This is a genomic window from Kurthia sp. 11kri321 (genome assembly GCF_001534765.1).
GTDB classification, from domain to species: Bacteria; Bacillota; Bacilli; order Bacillales_A; family Planococcaceae; genus Kurthia; species Kurthia gibsonii.
In genome coordinates this window covers 1,326,849-1,347,368 of the sequence record NZ_CP013217.1, presented here as the reverse complement: position 1 = coordinate 1,347,368, position 20,520 = coordinate 1,326,849, and the positions used below count along the sequence as shown (strand labels likewise).

Sequence of the window (20,520 nt, the reverse complement as noted above, 5' to 3'; positions counted from 1 at the left end):
AGATGCAACGCATTTTTTTAATTGAAGACGATGAAGCCATCGCCACACAAATTCAACAGCATTTTCAGCATTGGGGTTTACAGACCACTATCGCAAACGATTTTCAACAAATTATGAAGGAGGTGCGTAGTGTAGATCCAGCTCTCGTTATTATTGATATTCAATTACCCGCATACGATGGCTTTCATTGGTGTCGAGAAATACGCGCAGAGTCGAAAATTCCAATTATCTTTTTATCTTCGCGCGACCAACCAATGGATTCCATTATGGCGATGCAATTAGGAGCAGATGATTATGTACAAAAACCTTTTCACATGGATGTATTACTCTCTAAAATCCAAGCACTTTTAAGAAGAACTTATGAGTATACAAAGGTTGAAAAAGAAACGGTACATCAATGGAATGGCATTCAAATTGATTATGCAAGAAGCGTTCTCCTACGCAATCACCGACAAGTCGAACTGACGAAAAATGAGCAATTTATTTTAAAAGTATTACTAGAAAAACCGGATGAAATTGTTTCAAGAGACGATTTAATGCGTCGATTGTGGGATGATGAGCGCTTCGTCAATGACAATACATTAACCGTAAACGTGAACCGTTTACGCCATAAATTAAGTGACATCGGTTTAGATGATGTCATTGAAACGAAAAAGGGGTTAGGTTATGTAGCAGTGACGAAAGGAAACCTGGCAACATGATGAAACTATTTTTCAAAGATCATCTCATCTGGTTTTTATTATTATTTGTTTTATTTCTTTGGATGAATCTTTTATTTATATTAGATACAGGCTTACAGACTGTTTCTGTTATTTATTTGAATGGAACATCATTATTTATTGTAGTAGTGGTTGTAAGTATTTATGCCCTATGGTGGCGAAAACAATTAAAAAAACAGGCCTTTTCTTCTTATCATGCTTCTTCTGTTATGGGGCTTTATGAAAAAGAATATGAGCGGTTACGTGTAGAATTAAAACAAGCTGAAAATCAATTATTCACGAAGTTTCAAGAACAGGCTGATGAACAAATACGTTGGATTCATGAGATGAAAACACCGTTAACTGCGCAAAAGCTCATGATTGATGCACTCCCCCCGTCCCCTGCAAAACAGCAAATTGATTTAGAGTGGCATCGCTTGCATTTTTTATTAGATCAAACATTACATACATTACGCATGGAAAGCCTAGAACAAGATTTAATTTTACAAGAGGTCTCTCTCCGTCCACTTGTAATAGAAGAAATCAAACAGCTACGAAGCTGGTTTTTAGAAAAAGAGCTTGAAATTAATTTAGACGACTTCTCTACTTCCATCTACAGTGATGCAAAATGGTTACGTTTTATTTTGCGTCAAATTTTATCGAATGCGATTAAATATAGTCACGTTGGTCAATCTATCCATATTTACAGCGGGACATCACAAGATGGGCATACATTTTTAGCCGTTCAAGATACAGGTGTCGGGATTGAACAACATGATCTACCACGTGTTTTTCAACGTGGCTTCACAGGAGGTTACGGACGTAAACAGCAGGCGGCTACAGGGATGGGTCTTTATTTAGCACAGAATATCGCGCGTAAACTAAAAATCCAACTACAAGTAGATTCAACTGTCAAACAAGGGACAACCGTTCGCTTATATTTCCCTCACCCGAATACATTTGTCGACCTTCAAGCAATATGACAAAAATGTCACGTAAAACGAACGATTGTCACATCGATTCGCTTTAAGATGAATATAAGACTTGAAGGAGGCAATATACAATGGATCTTGTAAAAGCACGTAAACTAACAAAAAGTTATGGTAAAAAACAAAACGTACAACAAGTATTAAAAGGGATTGATTTAGATGTACAAGCTAGTGAGTTTGTGGGGATTATGGGCGCGTCGGGTTCTGGCAAAACGACATTATTGAATGTTTTATGCTCGATTGATACACCGACTAGCGGCATTGTCGAAATTAATGGACATGCGTTACATGAGCAATCGTCGAAAAAATTAGCACAATTGCGTCGAACAGAGATGGGGTTTATCTTTCAAGATTACAACCTCTTAGACACATTGACGGTTAAAGAAAATATTCTACTACCGCTCGCTGTGAATAAAATTAAAAAAGACGAAGCAGAGTCTCGCTGTGTGACACTGATGAAACAACTTGGGATTGAAGAGTTAAAAAATAAATACCCAAATGAAATTTCAGGTGGTCAAAAACAAAGAACAGCTGCTGCACGTGCATTAATTATGAAACCATCGATTATTTTTGGAGATGAACCAACAGGCGCACTTGATTCAAAATCTGCAACATCTCTACTTGAAAGTTTAGAAGCATTAAACAAAGCCTATCGTGTAACAATTATGATGGTCACACATGACCCTGTAGCCGCAAGCTATTGTAATCGTGTACTCTTTTTAAAAGATGGTTCAATCTATACGGAATTATATAAAGGGGATCAAACACATAAACAGTTTTTTGCACAGATTATGAATACACAAGCTGTATTAGGCGGTGATTTACGTGAGCTTTAATACGCTTGTCTTTCGAAGTATGCGAAAAAATATTCGTCACTATTATCTTTATTTCTTCGCTTTAATTTTTAGTGCTACACTTTACTTTTCATTCACAACGATTTCGTCAAATGATGATGTCACACATATGCGAAACGCCGATTTAAAAGCGGGAGCTGCTTTCCAAGTAGGTTCGATTATTTTAATCATCATTGTGGCTGTCTTTGTTTTTTATGCCAACCACCTATTTATGAAGCGTCGCAGTCGTGAAATTGGCTTATATCAACTCATTGGTATGCCAAAATCAAAAATTAATAGCATGATTTGTATTGAAAACTTTATTCTTTTCACATCCGCAGTTAGTCTTGGCGTGTTAATTGGCTATTTCTTCTCACGTTTTTTCACAATGGCCTTTTTAAAAGTCATCGGTAGCGATGATTTTGTGGAAATGTACTTTTCGACAGATGCACTAGTACAAACACTTGTTGTTTTTGCGATTATTTTTGGTTTTATCTTATTACAAACAATGTGGCTGATCGCCCGTTCAAAGCTATTAGATCTTTTCCAAGCTGAAAGTAAGTCCGAACAACAAATCAAAAAAATCGCGCCTTATCAGCTCGTTCTCGGACTACTTGGCATTGTATTGATTGGTTTCGGCTATTACCGTTCGAGCATTTTATTTGAAGTAAAAAATACGATTACATTGAATGACTTATTTATTGCGATGGCAATTATTTTATTCTCTGTTATCATTGGAACATTTTTATTTTTCCGTTACTCTGTTTCTTTTTTATTCAACGTCATCCGCTCGAGTAAAAAAGGACATCTTAATATCACAGATGTTGTAGCAGTAACACCAATTATTCACCGTATTCGTTCAAGTTCACTTTCGCTATCACTTATTACGATTTTAACCGCACTTGCACTTGGCATTTTGTCACTCGGCTCAATCGCTTATTATGGCGTACATGCTACAGCGAATCAAAATTCATCGTATGACTTTGTTACATTCAACAATCAAGGTTCTTTTGAACAGCAATTAAAAAAGGAACAGATTGATTTTAAAAAGCAAACGTTCCAGATTGTAAGTGCCGATATCGACACACAAAATTTATTAAAAGAAAAACCTACAGATGATGCACTTGAAAACATTTCAAACAAAACACAAGTTGTCGCATTCTCTGACGCTAAAAAAGTATTCCCTTCCATTAACATAACAGATGATGAAGCTTATTTAACAGGCTATAGTCAAATGATGGCGAGTATTATTCCACTTGAAAGCGGGCGTACCATTCAAGTGTTACTCCCTGGTCTTACAAAAAATTTAGAAGTCAAAACAATTGAAAAGCAAGCAATTGTCCCTTCGTATTTAACATCGGGCGTTCCAGCAGTCGTTGTTTCAGATGCATTATTTAAGCAGCTACAAGAAAATAAAAAAGTTCAAAAAATGACCGCTTGGCATTCATTCACAGGCTATACAGTTCCAGAACAGGACATCAAACAGGCTACAGAGCTTTACTTTAAAACTACAAATGATGGCACATTCAAATCGAAAAAACAAGAACTGCATCCAAAACCAAAAGCCATTTTAATTAAGGCACTACAAGAACAGATGGGGCTTGTTATTTTTATTGCTGGTTTTATCGGTCTTGCTTTCTTATTTACATCTGGTAGTATTTTATACTTTAAACAAATGTCAGAAGCAGATGAAGAACGAACTTCGTTTACAACGATGCGAAAAATCGGCTTCTCTGAACAAGAGATTATGCGTGGCATCTATATGAAGCAACTATTTAATTTTGGTATTCCACTCGTAATTGGTCTATTGCACAGTTACTTTGCGGTCAAATCCGGATGGATGTTCTTTGGTACAGAACTTTATACACCACTCTTTATGACGATGGGAATTTATATTTTACTCTATTCTATTTTCGCCCTTTTAACGACACAGTATTATAAAAATGTTGTGCGACAAGCCCTTTAAATAGTACACTGTAGAGGATTATGTTTAAAGGAGTCGGCATAGATGGCACAAATGAATGAATTAGATCGCATGATGCTTATGCGCAAGCTAGCAGAGTTAGCAAAAATGCTAGAAGACAAAACTGTCACAGAAGAACAATATTTAAAAGAAAAAGAAAAATTAATGGAGATGTTACGTAAGTTTAATATGGACATCTAGCCTATAAAAAGAGTCTTTTCAGGCTCTTTTTTTCTATTTTCACAAAAAAGTCCCTCTTATTTTTAAAATAAAAGGGACAAGCACATTATTTAGTTGAATCCATGATCTTCTTTATACGCTTTGAATAATCCTCTGTTAAAAGATATAAAGTCTCTGTATCTTCTGTATCCATAACAGCTACTTTCTCTTGATTTAACCACATAAAGTAGCTTTTATCTCCTAGCTCCACTTTATATTCAGGGTCCATTATATCGACTTTTCCCTTTTGCTTTTGTAAATGCGTAAAAGCCTGTTCAAAAGCTTTTATTTCTTCATCTGATTTAAACGTAACGACAGAATTTTTTTGAACTTGATCAAAACTCTCCATTTTATACACATCGACTTGTTTTACTTCACCTAGCTTATTACTACAAGCACTTAATATCATGAAAACACTCAAAATAGAAAGTAACAAAAGAATCTTTGAACACGATTTTTTACCATATGTACCCTTCATGGATGGCAATCCCCTTTCAAAAAGAACGCGTATTTTAATACCCTCACTATAATACCATTAATAGGTATTATTGTTATTAATATACCATTTTTTATAGAGGCAAATTTTCTACGTGTTCAGTATCCTTGTAGGAAAAATGCTGCGCGCTGTTCTTTCACCCACTCTTCTAGTGTATCTTGACTACGGTGTACTAAACGGTTTACGAGGACATCATGCCATATGTAATCTTCTAATAAACGAATGTGTATAGGGTCATCTGTATAAAAGGCAAGTGGTCGCTCTTTTAGTGAAGGGCCATAAATCATATGTGTACTATCAACCGATACAATAAACCAGCGACTCGCTGTTGGCTTCTCTGTAAAATAGGTCGCGCGGTGACGGTCAATTGTCGGTAAACCATTTTCTACATGTAGCGTAATGCCATGCACCGTTACTTTTTTCGCTGCTTCTTCTAATACAGGACGTAATAACTCGTAAACATCATCCCACAGCGAAATTAAAATTTTCTCCTTTGCTTGTCCAATTAACGTACGACAGTAACTGAGAATCGCTTCTTCTTCTTGTAAATGAAGAACGGTCGGTTTTTCTTGTTGCTTTTTTTCTTCCAATTCTTTTAATGTATCCGATAGTTGTGTAAATTCATGTTGCCAACTTGTTGCTGTCTTTTGTAAAAATACCTCGACAGGCAATGCTTGATAACGGACTTTATCCGTTGCTTCTTGTTTTGATACGATTCCTTTTTCAACAAGACTATTCAACACATCATAGATACGCGCGCGTGGAATTCCTGAATCTTTACTAATTTGATACGCCGTCACATCGCCATTTTGAATGAGCGCTAAATACGCTTTCGATTCGTATTCTGTATAACCTCTTTGCTTTAAAATCTCAATAATTCTCTGCATATTGCCACTCCTCTCTTTTTTCTGAATTCTTTATTTACAAGTATACCATAATTAGTTACTATTGTGATAGTAACTAATGAAAGGACTTATTTTTATGCCATTTGATTTAGATCCACAACTACTACTTATGCTACTCATCGCAGGTTTCGCCGCTGCCTTTATCGACTCAGTTGTTGGCGGTGGCGGTTTAATCGGTTTACCTGCACTCATGTATTTAGGATTAAGTCCTGCTACTTCTGTCGCGACGAATAAACTCGCTGGCATGGTCGGTTCTCTTACTTCTACCATTACATTCTATCGTTCTGGGAAGCTCGACATTAAAGCCGGATTAAAATACTTCCCACTGACATTCTTTGGTGGGTTACTTGGTGCTTTCTCCGTTCATTTAATGAATCCAGAACTTTTAAAACCTTTAATGCTCATTATGTTGGCGCTCGTTCTCGTTTACACCATTTTCAAAAAAGATTGGGGTACAATGGAAAAAATCGCGCAACATTCCAAACAAAAAATGTTTACATTCGTCATCATCTTATTTTTAATTGGTTATTATGATGGTTTCTTAGGTCCTGGGACTGGTTCTTTCTTAATCTTCGCCTTTTTAACAATGGGGCATGACTTTTTAAAAGCTGCGGGTAATGCAAAACTGATGAACTTCGGGAGTAATCTTGCTGCACTGTTCATGTTCGCTTTTCTCGGTCAAATTAATTATACTTACGGTATTCCGATGGCGATTGCTCAAGTATTCGGTGCGATTGTTGGTTCTCGCTTTGCTATTCGTCAAGGCTCTGGCTATGTTCGTGTTCTTTTCATTATTGTAACCGTCGTATTATTAGCTAAAAATACATATGATTACTTTTTTAAATAAACGGAAGTTTTGTTATACTGACATCATAAGGAGCTGGTCAACATGAGTATTTTTTTAAAAGCAATGTTACAAGAAATGGATAAAATTAAAAAACAAGGTGATGGTACACTTGTGCAATTAACGGAAGAACAATTGTATTTCGCACCTGATTCAGAGTCAAACAGTATCGCTGTACTCGTTCAACATATCGCTGGTAATATGCGCTCACGTAGTACTGATTTCCTCACAACAGACGGTGAAAAACCGTCGCGTGATCGGGATGCAGAATTCACTCATCACAGACTTTCAAAAGAAGAACTTATGCAAGAATGGGAAGACGCATGGGCGATTTTTTACGAAACTGTTCATGCACTTTCACAAGAAGACTTACTCCAAATGGTTTCGGTAAAAGGGAAAGAAACACCCGCGATGGCTGCTTTAATGACACAACTTGTGCATTATGCTGGGCATATCGCGCAAATGATGTATGTTGCAAAAATGCAATTACAGGAAGATTGGCAAACACAATCGATTCCAAAGAAAAAATAAACAATTATGAAAATGAGGTTCTTGTAGCCTCATTTTCTTCTATTTTCACAAAAGGGGATGACAGAATTGAAGACATGTTTTGTAATGAGTGATATTCATGGGATGGATGATGCTTTTGAAACACTACTTAAAAAATGGGATCACGAAATGCCACTCATTCTTTTAGGGGATTTAATGGACCGTGGTATGGGTTCACGTCATGTATTAGAAAGAGCATATGAACTTTCAACACAATATAATGTACGTCTTATTCGAGGAAATCATGATCAGATGTTTTTAGATTATATTGATTTAAAAGAAAAGCCCGAACGCTTTTTACGTAATGGCGGCGACGTGACATTACAATCACTTATTTCAGTCGATTTTACGAATTGGTCGCGTGCGCAAGTTGCCAATTACTTAAAAGAACATTATGCAAAAGAGATTACATTTTTACGAAATAGTCGCTACTTTCTTATATTTGGAAAAGTGTTATTCACGCATGCAGGCTTTAATAGTGACTTTGCAGATTTCCAACATACAACAGAAGATGAATTCATCTGGATTCGAGAACATTTTAAAAAGCAAAATCAAACGCCCTATGTGAATGTATTTGGCCATACACCAACGCATTACATACATGAGGCTGAAAAGCATTCTATTTGGACGAATGAACAAAAAAGCTACATAGGGATTGACGGTGGCGCTGTATTCGGTGGACAGTTGAATGGTGTGTTACTCGATGAACATGGACAAATTCAACAAGTATTTGAAGTCAAAACACCAAAATTTTCATAATAAAAAGCAAGTGTCATGAAAATTAACGACACTTGCTTTTCTTTTATGCTTCTGACTGTGAATCATCTTTATGCTTTTTATTTTTCTTTAAATGTTCAAATTGACTCTTAATTTTTTCTTTATACGCAGCTACCTTTGCTTTACGCTCTTCTGAACGCTCTGCTGATAATTTTTGACGTGTTTGCTTTTCCATATCTTTTTGTAATTGTTGTGCATGTTCAACTTCTTCAGTTATTAAAGCTGCATCATATCGAACAATACGTGTTTCATGCTCATTTAGTAGTTCATCTAAGAACTTTTCATCTGTTTCTTGTACGAGCGCGATAATGGCTACATCTCCATCTTCTAAACGTGATGTCATCGCCCCAATTAATGATGAGTCCGTTTCCATCTCATCCATTTCTGAAATCGAGCCAACAATTGCACCTACTCCTAAACCGAGCAACATGCCAATTGGACCTCCTAAAATACCAATCAAAGTACCAATTAAGCTACCTTTTAATGCATTTTCATTCGATGTCATATAATCATCTAATGTTTGAAGCTGTACACCATTGCGCTTAATTAAAATTGCATTGGAAATCGTTGTACTCCCAATAACACCTTCACGTTGCTTTAATTGTGTAAATGTTTGATATGCTTCACTCTCTACCTTATTATAACTAACAACAATATTTTCCACTCTAATCTCTCCTCACTTTTTATATTAACCGAGCGTTCTTACAACTCTCTCCTTTTATACCCTTTCATACCAAAAATACACGTCACTTTCGATATATATATTGACTTTTACGTTAGACTTTATAGTGGTTTTAGAAAGGAGATGATGATAATTTATAAAATCAAACAATTAGCTGATTTAGTCGGTGTATCTGTTCGTACTCTTCATCACTACGACGCTATTGGTTTATTGCCACCTACAACTGAAAATGATGCAGGTTATCGACTTTATAACGATGATGCTGTTGATCGATTACAACAAATTTTATTTTTTCGAACACTTGGATTTTCACTCAAGCAAATTCAACAGATGATGACACAAGACGCGTACAATCAACTCGAAGCTTTATATTTTCAAAAACAATTAGTCGAAGAAAAAATAAAACAGTTTGAACGTATGGCGCAAACGATTCAGCAAACGATTGAAGCAAAAGAAGGAGGTATTCATATGACAAATGAAGAAAAATTTAATGGATTAGATTTTAAAAAGAATCCATATGAACAAGAAGCACGTGAAAAATGGGGAGACGAAGCAGTCAATCAATCCAAAGAACAGATTGCACAATTCAATGATGAAGCCTTACAAGAAAAGTGGCAACAACAATGGACGCGCCTAGCAGCGATTCGCCATGAAGTTATTGACTCTCCGACTGTTCAACAAGCGATGAAAGAGTTCTATTACTTTTTAAATCAATATTTTGGGAACTATTCAAAAGAGGCGTTTCGCGGTTTAGGTCAGCTATATGTACAAGACCCTCGTTTTAAGTCACAGATTGATGTGTATGGTGAAGGGTTAACACAATTTATGAGTGAAGCAATGCAACAATTTAAATAAACAAAACTTTTTTAGCGTTCGCAACGAAAAAACTGGAACCACGCCACAGCGCGATTCCAGTTTTTCTTATGCTATATTTTTACACTTACAGTCTCTTTCTCATGAAAATTCAATCTTCTTTTAAACCAAGTAGTTCTGTTTTTGATGGTGATTTTTGTAAATCTTGTTGTAACTCTAAACGTAAACGCTCTGTTTCAAGTTTAAAGTTTTCATTCTTTACATGCTCCAGCTTTAACTGTTTATCAAGCATTTGCTGCTCTATTTTCATTGTGCGTTCTTTAAATTTTAAACGCTTGACATAGACATCACTACCGATTGCTACACAAGCCACGATAATAATCATTACCCACATCATATTGAATCACACCCTTTTTCTATTTTATACGAATGACTCGCAATTAAGTTTCACTATGATTCAGAACACGTTATAATAAAACTAACTCTATTATACAAAAGGATGTTAGATTATGGAAGGTTCAAAGAACGATATTCAATTAACAGAACAAGAAAAAAGTGTCTATACGTATGCATTTCGAGATGAGTTTAAAGGAATGGGCATCGATCCTGCGAAACAAGATTACTACATCGATAAGATTTTAAATGCAAGTGATGAAGCGATTCTTCATTTACGTAAAAATGGCGCGATTGCCATTGCACGTGAAGTAGTACAACCAAACAATATATTTGATGCTTAATATAAAAGAATCGCCCACTCATTGAGCGATTCTTTTTGTATACAGTATATTAAATGGCTATTTTATATTCCACGTTGTATGACTGTATCCTTCTTTTGTCTTACGAACTTCAAGTGTGGCTGGAACCGTTTCTTTTAATTCTGCAACGTGCGAAATAATCCCAATCATACGCCCCGTTTTTTGTAAATCGACTAATGTATCAATTGCTTTTGAAAGTGCTTCTTCATCTAATGTACCAAAGCCTTCATCTACAAACATCGTATCCATTTGGACATTCCCTCGGAAACTTTGAATGATATCACTCATACCTAGTGCTAAACAAAGAGATGCATTAAATTGTTCGCCACCTGATAATGTTTTAACATCACGTTCTTGACCTGTATAAGCATCATATACATCTAAACTCAAACCAGATTGCTTACCATTCGAATCGACGCGCTCACTACGAAGCAGGCGATACTGTCCATTGGTTAATGGCACTAATCGTTCATTCGCCGCTTGTATAATTTGCTCTAAATATTCAATTTGCAAATAACGCTCAAACGAAATTTTTTGTGCATTTTTCCCCGCCATTAAGTCATATAGTTGAATAATTTGACTTGCTCGTTCTTCTAATTGCGCTGACTTCTCTTGCGCCTGTTCTAAATAACGAATAAAGCGAGTAATAGATTGGCGATAGCTTTCAATTTGATGAAGTTGCTTCACGTATAAATCGACTTGTTCTTTTATAGTAAGTAGTTCTTCTTTTAGCACCTCAACATTCTTCTTCTCTGCCTGTGCTAAATGTTGTTGTTTTTCTAAATATTCTTCCGTCGCATAGCGTTCTTTTTCATACTGTGTAATTCGTTCTTGAAGTGCATTCATTTGAGCTGTTTCTAAACGTGCGGCTGTATATTCTTTTCCGTCTTGGAAGCCTGCTGCTAATACTTTTTCTTGTAGTTGTTGTTGCAATTGTGATAGCTGCTCCTGTGCTTCTACATGCTGTTGCTTCATATTTTGCACATTTGCTTCTTGCGTTGTATGTTGTTGCATCGCTACTTCATATGCTTCATTAACTTGTTTTGTTTGTTGCTCATATAGCGCTACTTGCTGTGTAATTTCATGAATCGCTTCATCAACTTGTTGTTTCGTCGCAAATGCCACGGGTAATTGTTGCTTTTTGTCCTGTAATTGTAGCTCTGTTGTATGAACGGTCATTTGGAATTGATTTACTTGTTGTAAACATACTTGCTGTTGTTCACGTAATTGCTCCACTTGTTTGCGGAATTGCGTTAACTGTTGTTGTAATTCCTGCGCCTGTATTTTTTGTTGGTTATTCTTATTAAGAGTTTGTTCAAGTTTTTGAATTGTTTCAACATTTGTTGCTTCATCATATGCAACCGTTACTTGTTGTAATGCCTCCGCCGTTTTTTGCATATCGCTATTTAAAATATCTACTTGTGTTTGAATCTGACGTGCTTTTTGCTCTGCTTGTTGTTGTGTTATTTTAGCTTGCTCAACGATTTCTTTCGTGATTTTCCCTGTTTGTGTTTGTTGTATCTTTTCTTTCACTGTATTTCCACATACGGGACAAATTTCGCCTACAACTAGTTGTTCTGCTAAGACATACGCTTGATTAGCAAGCCATTGTTCTTCTACTTGATGTAGTTTTGTATTTTGCTCTTGTAACTGCGTACTGGCCATGTCATGTTGTGTTGTTAACTCTTTTAGTTTATGGCGCTGCTCTCGCTGTGCAGATAATAGTTGTTCTACTTGCTTTAGCTGTGTTAACTGTTCGTAGTAAGCTGTTTCGTCAATCAACTGCTTCATCAATACATCATACTGTTCCTCTGCTTGCTTTACTCGCGTGATTGCTTGTTGTAATTGGATATCATATTGTTCTTTGTTTGTTGTTGCTTTCGCTAATTGATGTTGCTGTTCTTTATACTGCTGTTCTAATTGATTAACCGCTTCGTAAAATGGTAAAATACGTTGCCATTCACGTAATTGTTCTTTTTGTTTTTCATAAAGAGGCAATTGCTGTTCTATATTCGCCTGTGCTTCTTTTGCTACATTTCTTTTTTCAATCGCTTGTTGTAATTGTTGTTTTGCAAACGCAACACGCTCTGTTAATTGTTCCGTTCGTTTTCGTTGTTCACGAAAAGCTTGCTCATACGGAATAATATGCTCTGCTCGCTCCGCTTGTTTCAACTGCTGTTGAATCGACTCTATTTCCGCTTCGCGTTGTAAAAGCTCTTTATACTTCGCTGCTACTTTTTGATATTCCTCTAATGTTAGGTTAAACTGCTCTGCCGCATGTACCATCTGTTGTTTCTCTGTAAATAGCTGTTGTTTCTCTGCATGAACGGTTTGTACTTTCTTTTCTTCTGCCTCATAGTACACTTGTTCATGTTGTAACCCTTCAATGATTTGTACAGATGATTGATACTCTTTTGCAAATACATGAAATAGTGGGCGATCCGCTTCTGGTAATGTTTCTTTTATTTGACGAATAAATGTTGCACGCTCTGTTTCTAACGCAAGTAATTGCTTTTCAGCTTCTGTTTTTTTATCTTTTAAGCGTTTTGTCATTTCTTCAAAATGTTCTGTTTTAAAGATTTTACGCAGGATTTGCTCCTTATTGCGTGAATCGGACGTTAATAGTTTACGAAATTCCCCTTGCGGTAACATAACAATCTGTTTAAATTGTTCTTTTGTTAAGCCAATAATCTCCTCTAAACGATCGTTCAAATCACGTACACGATGCGAATCAAGTACAGGAATCTCACCCTCATCTGTTATCTCAACAAATTCCGTTTTCTCACCTGTAGCTGTCTTATTTCCTGCTTTTACATGGGCTAATTGGCGTAAAATACGATAAGTCTTCCCCTTCATTTCAAACACTAATTCAATCGCTGTATGCGTATCATCTGCCGCAAAATTACTACGATGTGTTTTCGCATTTTCACGCTCTTCACCACTTACACTTCCATAGAGTGCAAAACAAATCCCATCAAAAATCGTTGTTTTCCCTGCGCCTGTCGCACCTGAAATGACGAAAATTTGATTACCTTGTAGTTTCGTAAAATCAATAGTTTCTTTCTCTTTATATGGACCAAATGCAGTCATACTTAAACGAATTGGCTTCATTATTCTGCCTCTCTTTCTTTACGCAGTTCTTCTTCTACTAATTCTTGAAATAACTGAGTCATCGCTTCATTCGGCTCTGAACCTGTAATTTCAGTGTAGAAGGAATGGAATAAGGTTTCCGTATCCATCGCTCGCTTATTTTCAACAGGTGCTACTTCTAATGCCCCTTTTATAATAGGGCGTTCAATATGCATCGCATTCGGAAAGACCGTACGAATTTTCTCCATTGGTGAAAGAATTGGTGCTTCATCTAGTAATGTCACATACACATAATCTTCACTTGCAGCTAACTTTAATAAATCTTCCATAAATCCTTCGATTCGTCGTAAGTCACGAATCGGTTCTAAAGGAATCTTTTCAATCGCTACATTCCCTTTAGCGTCTAACTCCAGCATGAGAACACCTTTTTGATGGGTTGCTTCAGATACACTATATTTAAGCGGTGAACCACTATAGCGTATTTTTTCATGGGCAACAAAATGCGCTTGATGTAAGTGACCCAGTGCCGTATAGTTGAATTTTTCAAATAAACTCGCATCAATACATTCTGAACCACCAATTGATAATGGGCGCTCTCCTTCATCTGGATTCTCCTGTTGTTCACCATTCTTTGTAACGAAAGCATGGGCGATGCAAACTGAACGATTTGTTGTAGGCTGAATTGCTTCCATAATTGTTTCCATTGCTTGCTGATTCGTATGTACATCCTCTTTTTCAAATACATAGCGAACTTCTTGTGGGTCAGCAAATGGAATCAGATAAAAATCAACAGCTCCATGTTCATCTTCTAAACGAATGGGTGTCATTTCTTTTGCTAGTTTTCCTTTTACATATAAGCCACTTTCTTTAAATAAAGTCGAGCCAAAATCAACACGACTCGTACTATCGTGGTTCCCTGCGATTGCTAAAAGAGGAATTTCACGATTCTTTACAATCTCCTCAAAGACATCATCTAATAGTTGAACTGCTATTACAGGCGGTACGGAACGGTCATATAAATCTCCTGCGATTATAATCGCATCGGGTTGTTGTTCATCAACTACTCGAAGGAATTGTTGTAATATATATTTTTGATCTTCTAACATGGATGTTCCTTGCACAGTTTTACCTAAATGCCAATCAGCTGTGTGTAAAATTTTCAAAGAAAACACTCCTTTTTTTATTTTTATTTAGTTTATCATGTAGTTTGTGCATTTTTTTGTACATCTCTTTCTCTTTTTATTATATACTAAGTAAAAGATTACGAATAATGGAGGTTTTTTCTATGTACATATTCATTTTTGCTCTTTCGGCTTTAATTTTGCTTATTTTGCTTGTGTTCTTCATTATTAAACGTGCAGACCAAACAGCAAAACCTGTATCAAATATTAAGTTGGCTTTCTATCATCAAAATGGAAACCTTGATTTTTACGTTACAACAGATAATGAATTTATTAGTCGCATTCACAATCATCAGTTCAACTTACAAGACGTAGAACGCATTGAAGCAACAGCAGATGAAACCATCGTATTTGAAAAAACACGCGATCATGTACAACTCGATGCAGAAAAAATCGAAAAATTATTCAAAAATCACGTAGGCTATGTGACGTACCAAATCTATTTAAAAAATAACGAAAAAATTGAAGCAGTTGTCGATGTTGCAACGAATAAGCGACCAAAACAACGCGAAGAATTAAAGCAAAGTTTAAATAAATTAACGAATCTATTAAATCAATTAGAGATGAATTAATACAAATAGAATGGGATATACGCGTAAGAACAACCTTTCGTATGAGCATAAAAACTGGAATCGCACTGTAGTGCGGCTTCAGTTTTTTGTTGTAAATGTTATCCAACCTTTTTTCTAAGAAAAAAGGTTGATCTTATTGTACGAATTAACAGCACGCACGCTTCTCTAAACGGAAAGCTAATAATGCCCTGTTTCCCTTTAAACGGCGATGATTCCCTTTCGCGCGCAGTTTTGTCCCTTTCATCGGCGGCGCTTCCCTTTCGCGCGCGATTTTGTCCCTTTCATCGGCGGCGATTCCCTTTCGCGCGCGGTTTTGTCCCTTTCATCGGCGGCGCTTCCCTTTCGTGCGCAGTTTTGTCCCTTTCAAATGCGACATTTCCCTTTCATCGGCGACGATTCCCTTTCGCGCACGGTTTTGTCCCTTTCATCGGCGGCGATTCCCTTTCGCGCGCAATTTTGTCCCTTTCATCGGCGGCGATTCCCTTTCACGCGCAATTTTGTCCCTTTCAAATAATCTAATTCCTTAATGAGCATAAAAAAACTGGAATCGCGCTGTGGCACGATTCCAGTTTTTCGTTGCAAATGTTAAAAAGGGAATTAAAATGTTTTGTCCAACCTGTTTCATTATGATTTGATTAAGAAAAACATGACGATGATAATCACAATTGGTACAACTGTATACATCAGTGTGCGCCATAATGTATACCAACCTGTCGATAGTTGACTACTTGCTAAAAATTCACGTTTTGTAAAGTTCTTGTCTACTTTATACATGATAAATAGTGCGATACAGAGATTTCCTAATGGTAATAATACATTACTCACTAAAAAGTCAGTGGCATCAAAGACTGTTTTACCAAAAACATGAAAATCAGCTAATTTGCTTGATGATAAAGCAGCTGGAATTGCCGCTACAATTACAATAACACCTAAAAACCATGTAATTTTCTTGCGTGCATTCGGATACTTTTCTTGCAGAGCTGCAACAATAATTTCATATAAACTAAACGATGATGTTAATGTCGCAAACAAGAATAATAATAAAAATAGTGCAAAGAATAGCTCACCAAATGGTAACTGTTGAAAAACAGTTGGTAATACAACAAATAATAGTCCTGGGCCTTCAGATGCTTTTAATCCAAAAGAAAACACAACTGGGAAAATTGCAAGACCTGCTAATAAAGATACGAAAATATTCATTAATACAACTGAACCTGCTGCATAAGGTAGACTTTCATTCTTTTTTAAATACGAACTATATGTCACCATACATGAAAATCCAACTGCTAATGCAAAGAAAGCTTGTCCTAATGCATATAAAACTGACTGGAATGTAATCGCTGAAAAATCAGGCTTTAAGAAGAAGGATACCCCTTCCACCGCACCTGGTAATGTCAGTGCACGTACGACTAAAATAACAAAGAAAATAAATAGTAATGGCATCATTACTTTATTTGCTTTTTCAATACCATTTTGAATCCCTAATCCTACTACAAGTACATTAAACAATGTAAAAATAATTAATCCGATAATTGTCATCATCGGTGAACCCGTTACTTCTCCAAATAAAGCACTTGCATCTAAAGATGGCGTGATGATTTGACCGACTAATGCTTTTCCTGTATAAACGGCAATCCAACCACCAATGACGCTATAGAAGGATAAAAGCAAGAAACAACCAACGACGCCTAATCGCCCAATCCATGTCCATGCTGTTCGCGGTGCCAGCTTTTTATATGCTGATACTGCTTCTTTCTGTGTACCACGTCCAATAATAAATTCCGCAATTAACATCGGTAAACCAATCGCCAGTGTAAACAAGACAAACAGTAAGAAGAATGCTCCTCCTCCACTCGTCCCTGTTACATAAGGTAGTTTCCAAATTGCGCCTAAACCAATCGCAGCTCCTGCTGATGACAGTATAAAGCCTAACTTTGTTGACCACTGTCCTTTTCTCTCATTCATTCAAATGCCTCCATTACTCTACTCAGCTCAGCAATACAAAGGATTGCGAGTTTAAAACTTCTCCTTATTATTTTATCATGTTAAAAAAATAAATTCATTACCGTTTCAACACAAAGAAAAAAGAGGCTAGTTCATTCCCTAACCTCTCTACAATTCCTTATTATGTTCGCTCGTAGCGATTACCTGTATTCATATAAATTAATCCAATGATTGTCGCTAAAATAATGCCAGCTGTTCCTAAAATAAAGTAGATCTCTTGATTCCATAATGCGCCCGGAAGAAAGAGGACAAGGGATAGTGTAATCGCACCTGTCATTTTCGAAAAGTCTTTGCACATGCGTACAGTATTCACTTTTTCCTTTTCTTCTTTTGAAGCTGTATTATAGCCTGCAATGAGCATCTCACCTTTTCCAAGAGCAAAAACAATCGTTAATCCTAGAAATAAAAGAATAACAAGGAAAAGTACAATCATATTTTTTTCACATATTCAGACTTAATATAAAGTGTACCAATACCATCAAATTTACTTTCTAAGTTATGACCATTTGGACCATCAACTAAACGAATTTTCGCTTTTGTGCCAACTTTTAAAGGTCCTGAACCACCTTTAACTTTTAAATCTTTTATAATTGTTACCATGTCACCGTCTTGTAGTTCATTTCCGTTGACATCGCGTGTTTTCGCAGACTCTTCTGCTTCTTTTTGTGATTCAGCTGTCCATTCATGCGCACACTCTGGGCAGACGAAAAGATTTCCATCTTCATATGCATACTCTGACTGACATTGTGGACAATTTGGGATATTTGCCAAATTCCTCACCCTTTCTTTTTTCTTCTCTTTTATTATAAAGGATTTTTTAGTTAATTAGGTCAATTATGCTATTTTCGTCAGAAATTCGCCCTATTTTACATAAAAAAAGCGAGACATACAATATGTCTCACTTTTATATTACAAATATAATTCAGCTTATTCTCTCAACAAATCTTCTGATGACTGACTATGTACTATAGTGCTTGTACAGATGAGTTTGTTGCTTCTGCTGATGCTTGCCAATCTAATTGATCTAAGAATTCTAATGTATCTTGATATACTTGTTCGCGTTCTTGACCAAGAGTGATAATGTGACCTGAGTTTGGATACCAAATGATTTCTTTTTCTGTTGTATCTACTGTATCAAAAATGAATGGTGCTGATTCTTGGTATAGTGCATCATCTAGTTTACCTTGTAATACAAGTGTTGGTGTGTCGATTTCACCGATTTCATCGCTTGTATGTTCAATCATTTTTTGAATTTCCATAATTGCGTGGCGATCCATGTTTTCTAACTCTTTTAATTCTTTAGCAATTGTTTCTTCGTCTTTGCCTTCGAATTTTTTATACACTTCAGCGTATTTGTATAAACGCTCGAATAAACCGTCACTTGAACGACGTTTAATTGGTGCACACATTGATACAACACCTTTAACAGGGAATTCCGCGCCCACTTTTAATGTAAACACGCCACCTAATGAAATGCCGACTACTGCGATTTCTTCATAGCCTAAGCTTTTTAAATGATGGTAGCCGCTTGTTACGTCTTCCCACCAATATTTTGCGCCGTAACGAAGAATTTCTTCAGGGCTAACTCCGTGACCACGATACATTGGTGCGTGACATGTATATCCCTTTTTATTTAAAAATTGTCCTAATTTTTTTACATCCTTCGTACTACCAGTAAACCCGTGAAGTAGGAGGACTGCTCTTTTTCCGCCTTCAATTGTAAATGGCTTTGGTGCAAGTAATTTCATTTTATGTGGCTCCTTTTTTTCTTAATTTGAACAAATCACTTTTTTTAAAAATTTATTAATTTTATTGTTCGCTCAAATTTTGTTCACATTTTTAACTTACATATACTCTAACACCACATTTCCATAATGTACAGTATATTAGCTTATTATTTTCTATGCATTTTTGTAATAGGTATGATGTCTTGAAATCTCGAGAAATCCTGTTATATCAACGTTCGTGAATATTTTCACACACTTTAAATTTTGTCTACTATTTTCACTTATTTTTCATTATTTTTTGAACTAAAACCTCTAACATATTGATAAGTTGTTACTTTCAAATGTTGATTTAGCGTATATAAGACTCATAAATACCTCTTTTTTTAGTATTTTTCTATCATAACACCTATTTTTATTCTAAAAAATAAATTTTCACGAAAAAGGTAAGCGTGTATGAGCTTCCTTTGCTTTCCTAAATGATACACGAACATTTTTTATAGCCCCTATTAAGATTTATCATAGATCTTTTCATGCATCGTTTTTATAGATCAGTTCTCTAAAAGTAAAATCTGTACTATAATAGTTATATTGGATACACAAAGGGGGAGTACAACATGAAAGTTTCAACAACAAGATTAGAAAAAGAAGATGCAAAAATTGTTTATCAAGAAACGGCAGGACTCGCGATTATTACAATCCATCGACCACAAGCTAAAAATGCATTAACCGCAAATATGTGGAATGAGCTACGTTTAATTGCGCTACAAGTACTTAAAAATCCAAAGAATAAAGTATTATTAATTCGTGGATCAGGGAATCAATTTACAGCTGGATCGGATATTAAAGAGTTCAATTCCATCTCTTTAGAAGAAGCTGAACAAGCTTTTGTTCACATGGAAAAAACGATTTCAACAATCGAGCGATTAGCCATTCCAACAATTGCGGTTATCAATGGACCTGCAATGGGTGCTGGACTTGAATTAGCACTTGCATGTGATTTACGTATCGGTAGCGATCAAGCTAAGTTAGGTATTCCTGTTGGGAAGTTAGGTATTACATTGAATAATCAGTTTGCACAACGACTTGTTCAATTAATTGGACCATCTATGACGAAAGATTTAGTGTATACAGGGCGTATGCTTAAAGCAGAAGAAGCCGATCGACTTGGTTTACTTAATTATTTAGTGGCGGAAAAAGATTTAGACCGTTATGCGATTCGAATTGGGAAGCTCGTTGCTTCTATGTCTCCAGCTTCTCTACTTGCAGTCAAACAATCGGTACAAGAGTGTGTGGATTCTGCTCCAAGTCTATGGACAGGCTCAACACCATTTGTTGATTCACATGACTTCCCAGAGGGTGTACGTGCTTTTGTCGAAAAACGTCCTGCTAGATTTACACGTAAAATAGAAGAACAATAAAAAAC

General features: G+C 36.1%; 22 protein-coding genes. 12 read left to right on the top strand and 10 right to left on the bottom strand.

What is annotated here, in order from left to right; translation table 11 throughout:
- Nucleotides 1–2 precede the first annotated feature (2 nt).
- From ASO14_RS06935 to ASO14_RS15005, 5 genes are all read left to right on the top strand, one after another.
- A complete protein-coding gene (locus ASO14_RS06935) occupies nt 3–701 on the top strand; it encodes a response regulator transcription factor (RefSeq protein ID WP_068453279.1) in 699 nt (232 codons plus the stop codon).
- On the top strand, nt 698–1,681 hold the full coding sequence (locus ASO14_RS06930) for a sensor histidine kinase (RefSeq protein ID WP_068453278.1): 984 nt from the start codon (nt 698–700) through the stop codon (nt 1,679–1,681). The genes ASO14_RS06935 and ASO14_RS06930 overlap by 4 nt, the downstream gene beginning before the upstream one ends.
- Nucleotides 1,682–1,761: 80 nt before the next feature.
- Nucleotides 1,762–2,523 (top strand): ABC transporter ATP-binding protein, encoded by a 762-nt coding sequence (locus tag ASO14_RS06925; protein WP_068453277.1) that lies wholly within the window; start codon nt 1,762–1,764, stop codon nt 2,521–2,523.
- On the top strand, nt 2,513–4,486 hold the full coding sequence (locus ASO14_RS06920; RefSeq protein WP_068453276.1) for an FtsX-like permease family protein: 1,974 nt from the start codon (nt 2,513–2,515) through the stop codon (nt 4,484–4,486). Before ASO14_RS06925 ends, ASO14_RS06920 begins: the two co-directional genes overlap by 11 nt.
- Before the next feature lie 42 nt (nt 4,487–4,528).
- Nucleotides 4,529–4,684: a hypothetical protein gene (locus tag ASO14_RS15005; protein WP_156422350.1), complete on the top strand. Its 156-nt coding sequence runs from the start codon at nt 4,529–4,531 to the stop codon at nt 4,682–4,684.
- A gap of 85 nt (nt 4,685–4,769) precedes the next feature.
- On the opposite strand, the gene ASO14_RS06915 is transcribed toward ASO14_RS15005, so the two are convergent.
- Nucleotides 4,770–5,180, bottom strand: coding sequence for a YhfM domain-containing protein (locus ASO14_RS06915; RefSeq protein ID WP_068453275.1), 411 nt, complete (start codon nt 5,178–5,180; stop codon nt 4,770–4,772).
- A 116-nt stretch (nt 5,181–5,296) separates the two neighbouring features.
- Nucleotides 5,297–6,085 (bottom strand): TrmB family transcriptional regulator, encoded by a 789-nt coding sequence (locus ASO14_RS06910; protein ID WP_068453273.1) that lies wholly within the window; start codon nt 6,083–6,085, stop codon nt 5,297–5,299.
- 94 nt (nt 6,086–6,179) lie between these two features.
- Here ASO14_RS06910 and ASO14_RS06905 point away from each other — a divergent pair, with 94 nt between their 5' ends.
- The 3 genes from ASO14_RS06905 (at nt 6,180) to ASO14_RS06895 (ending at nt 8,255) form a co-directional block, all read left to right on the top strand.
- Entirely contained in the window at nt 6,180–6,950 is a 771-nt protein-coding gene (locus ASO14_RS06905; protein ID WP_068453271.1) for a sulfite exporter TauE/SafE family protein, read from the top strand.
- A gap of 42 nt (nt 6,951–6,992) precedes the next feature.
- Nucleotides 6,993–7,478: a DUF1572 family protein gene (locus tag ASO14_RS06900; RefSeq protein WP_068453269.1), complete on the top strand. Its 486-nt coding sequence runs from the start codon at nt 6,993–6,995 to the stop codon at nt 7,476–7,478.
- Between the two features lie 66 nt (nt 7,479–7,544).
- Nucleotides 7,545–8,255 (top strand): metallophosphoesterase, encoded by a 711-nt coding sequence (locus ASO14_RS06895; protein WP_068453267.1) that lies wholly within the window; start codon nt 7,545–7,547, stop codon nt 8,253–8,255.
- Between the two features lie 43 nt (nt 8,256–8,298).
- Here ASO14_RS06895 and ASO14_RS06890 read toward each other — a convergent pair whose 3' ends face one another.
- Entirely contained in the window at nt 8,299–8,937 is a 639-nt protein-coding gene (locus tag ASO14_RS06890; protein WP_068453265.1) for a DUF1269 domain-containing protein, read from the bottom strand.
- Between the two features lie 144 nt (nt 8,938–9,081).
- On the opposite strand from ASO14_RS06890, the gene ASO14_RS06885 reads away from it, so the two are divergent.
- Nucleotides 9,082–9,810, top strand: a complete 729-nt coding sequence (locus ASO14_RS06885; RefSeq protein ID WP_068453263.1) for a MerR family transcriptional regulator — start codon at nt 9,082–9,084, stop codon at nt 9,808–9,810.
- 109 nt (nt 9,811–9,919) lie between these two features.
- On the opposite strand, the gene ASO14_RS06880 is transcribed toward ASO14_RS06885, so the two are convergent.
- Nucleotides 9,920–10,165 (bottom strand): hypothetical protein, encoded by a 246-nt coding sequence (locus ASO14_RS06880; RefSeq protein ID WP_082701406.1) that lies wholly within the window; start codon nt 10,163–10,165, stop codon nt 9,920–9,922.
- Nucleotides 10,166–10,277: 112 nt separating this feature from the next.
- On the opposite strand from ASO14_RS06880, the gene ASO14_RS06875 reads away from it, so the two are divergent.
- Nucleotides 10,278–10,505 (top strand): hypothetical protein, encoded by a 228-nt coding sequence (locus ASO14_RS06875; RefSeq protein ID WP_068453261.1) that lies wholly within the window; start codon nt 10,278–10,280, stop codon nt 10,503–10,505.
- Between the two features lie 57 nt (nt 10,506–10,562).
- Here the strand turns inward: ASO14_RS06875 and ASO14_RS06870 are convergent, their stop codons facing one another.
- Together ASO14_RS06870 and ASO14_RS06865 are read right to left on the bottom strand one after the other, a co-directional pair.
- Nucleotides 10,563–13,634 (bottom strand): AAA family ATPase, encoded by a 3,072-nt coding sequence (locus ASO14_RS06870; RefSeq protein ID WP_068453259.1) that lies wholly within the window; start codon nt 13,632–13,634, stop codon nt 10,563–10,565.
- Nucleotides 13,634–14,776 (bottom strand): exonuclease SbcCD subunit D, encoded by a 1,143-nt coding sequence (locus ASO14_RS06865; RefSeq protein WP_068453257.1) that lies wholly within the window; start codon nt 14,774–14,776, stop codon nt 13,634–13,636. The genes ASO14_RS06870 and ASO14_RS06865 overlap by 1 nt, the downstream gene beginning before the upstream one ends.
- A gap of 122 nt (nt 14,777–14,898) precedes the next feature.
- On the opposite strand from ASO14_RS06865, the gene ASO14_RS06860 reads away from it, so the two are divergent.
- On the top strand, nt 14,899–15,366 hold the full coding sequence (locus ASO14_RS06860) for a hypothetical protein (RefSeq protein WP_068453255.1): 468 nt from the start codon (nt 14,899–14,901) through the stop codon (nt 15,364–15,366).
- A gap of 624 nt (nt 15,367–15,990) precedes the next feature.
- Here the strand turns inward: ASO14_RS06860 and ASO14_RS06855 are convergent.
- From ASO14_RS06855 to ASO14_RS06840, 4 genes are all read right to left on the bottom strand, one after another.
- Nucleotides 15,991–17,331 carry a sodium-dependent transporter gene (locus ASO14_RS06855; RefSeq protein WP_068453253.1) on the bottom strand — a complete coding sequence of 447 codons (1,341 nt, stop codon included), beginning with the start codon at nt 17,329–17,331 and terminating at the stop codon, nt 15,991–15,993.
- 160 nt (nt 17,332–17,491) lie between these two features.
- Nucleotides 17,492–17,803 carry a DUF3784 domain-containing protein gene (locus ASO14_RS06850; RefSeq protein WP_068453251.1) on the bottom strand — a complete coding sequence of 104 codons (312 nt, stop codon included), beginning with the start codon at nt 17,801–17,803 and terminating at the stop codon, nt 17,492–17,494.
- Nucleotides 17,800–18,141 (bottom strand): zinc ribbon domain-containing protein YjdM, encoded by a 342-nt coding sequence (locus ASO14_RS06845; protein WP_068453249.1) that lies wholly within the window; start codon nt 18,139–18,141, stop codon nt 17,800–17,802. The genes ASO14_RS06850 and ASO14_RS06845 overlap by 4 nt, the downstream gene beginning before the upstream one ends.
- 194 nt (nt 18,142–18,335) lie before the next feature.
- On the bottom strand, nt 18,336–19,118 hold the full coding sequence (locus tag ASO14_RS06840; RefSeq protein WP_068453247.1) for an alpha/beta hydrolase: 783 nt from the start codon (nt 19,116–19,118) through the stop codon (nt 18,336–18,338).
- Between the two features lie 593 nt (nt 19,119–19,711).
- Here ASO14_RS06840 and ASO14_RS06835 point away from each other — a divergent pair.
- A complete protein-coding gene (locus tag ASO14_RS06835) occupies nt 19,712–20,515 on the top strand; it encodes an enoyl-CoA hydratase/isomerase family protein (protein ID WP_068453246.1) in 804 nt (267 codons plus the stop codon).
- Nucleotides 20,516–20,520: the final 5 nt, after the last annotated feature.

Excerpts from the sequence above, each read along its gene's own strand:
- ASO14_RS06935 (WP_068453279.1), top strand. The coding sequence starts at position 3 with ATGCAACGCATTTTTTTAATTGAAGACGATGAAGCCATCGCCACACAA.
- ASO14_RS06930 (WP_068453278.1), top strand. The coding sequence starts at position 698 with ATGATGAAACTATTTTTCAAAGATCATCTCATCTGGTTTTTATTATTA.
- ASO14_RS06925 (WP_068453277.1), top strand. The coding sequence starts at position 1,762 with ATGGATCTTGTAAAAGCACGTAAACTAACAAAAAGTTATGGTAAAAAA.
- ASO14_RS15005 (WP_156422350.1), top strand. The coding sequence starts at position 4,529 with ATGGCACAAATGAATGAATTAGATCGCATGATGCTTATGCGCAAGCTA.
- ASO14_RS06915 (WP_068453275.1), bottom strand. The coding sequence starts at position 5,180 with ATGAAGGGTACATATGGTAAAAAATCGTGTTCAAAGATTCTTTTGTTA.
- ASO14_RS06910 (WP_068453273.1), bottom strand. The coding sequence starts at position 6,085 with ATGCAGAGAATTATTGAGATTTTAAAGCAAAGAGGTTATACAGAATAC.
- ASO14_RS06905 (WP_068453271.1), top strand. The coding sequence starts at position 6,180 with ATGCCATTTGATTTAGATCCACAACTACTACTTATGCTACTCATCGCA.
- ASO14_RS06900 (WP_068453269.1), top strand. The coding sequence starts at position 6,993 with ATGAGTATTTTTTTAAAAGCAATGTTACAAGAAATGGATAAAATTAAA.
- ASO14_RS06885 (WP_068453263.1), top strand. The coding sequence starts at position 9,082 with ATGATAATTTATAAAATCAAACAATTAGCTGATTTAGTCGGTGTATCT.
- ASO14_RS06880 (WP_082701406.1), bottom strand. The coding sequence starts at position 10,165 with ATGATGTGGGTAATGATTATTATCGTGGCTTGTGTAGCAATCGGTAGT.
- ASO14_RS06875 (WP_068453261.1), top strand. The coding sequence starts at position 10,278 with ATGGAAGGTTCAAAGAACGATATTCAATTAACAGAACAAGAAAAAAGT.
- ASO14_RS06870 (WP_068453259.1), bottom strand. The coding sequence starts at position 13,634 with ATGAAGCCAATTCGTTTAAGTATGACTGCATTTGGTCCATATAAAGAG.
- ASO14_RS06860 (WP_068453255.1), top strand. The coding sequence starts at position 14,899 with ATGTACATATTCATTTTTGCTCTTTCGGCTTTAATTTTGCTTATTTTG.
- ASO14_RS06855 (WP_068453253.1), bottom strand. The coding sequence starts at position 17,331 with ATGAATGAGAGAAAAGGACAGTGGTCAACAAAGTTAGGCTTTATACTG.
- ASO14_RS06850 (WP_068453251.1), bottom strand. The coding sequence starts at position 17,803 with ATGATTGTACTTTTCCTTGTTATTCTTTTATTTCTAGGATTAACGATT.
- ASO14_RS06840 (WP_068453247.1), bottom strand. The coding sequence starts at position 19,118 with ATGAAATTACTTGCACCAAAGCCATTTACAATTGAAGGCGGAAAAAGA.
- ASO14_RS06835 (WP_068453246.1), top strand. The coding sequence starts at position 19,712 with ATGAAAGTTTCAACAACAAGATTAGAAAAAGAAGATGCAAAAATTGTT.